Below are 405 nucleotides of genomic sequence, written 5' to 3'. Positions count from 1 at the left end.
CACTTCTTTAAACTGATCGATATCCCCTAATGCATCGTCAGAATTCGCAAACGTTCCATTTTTAAATGAGTTTTCTAAGTCAGTCAGCATTTCAATGACATTTTGACCACTGGCAGATTGCCCACCAAAAGCTGAAAGAGGATTTGAATTCACATTTAATGTGATTCCATCAGAAATGTTCGACTGAACCACGTTTGCATTTGTATAGTTTTCAAAGTTAAATGTAAAAGTACCATCTGCATTCTCTACAACTGGTTTAACATTTGTATTCGTCCCATTAAAAACAAACTTACCTAACATCTGCGTGTTCATTGCATCAATGATTTGATTCTTCATCTGACCAATTTCCACTCCGATAGCAGCTAAATCTTCTGGCTGTTTTGTTCCATTGGCCGCATCGAGTAC

1 protein-coding gene is annotated in these 405 nt (G+C 37.3%); it reads right to left on the bottom strand.

The genetic code is table 11. The annotated features are described in order from the left end of the window. On the bottom strand, positions 1–405 hold a 405-nt coding region (locus tag KH400_RS21660; protein ID WP_498067640.1), incomplete at both ends, for a flagellin family protein.

Origin of the sequence: Desertibacillus haloalkaliphilus, from assembly GCF_019039105.1 — a bacterium.
Taxonomy (GTDB): domain Bacteria; phylum Bacillota; class Bacilli; order Bacillales; family KJ1-10-99; genus Desertibacillus; species Desertibacillus haloalkaliphilus.
The sequence above is the reverse complement of the archived record's forward strand: the minus strand, read 5'-3'. Positions and strand labels throughout refer to the sequence as shown.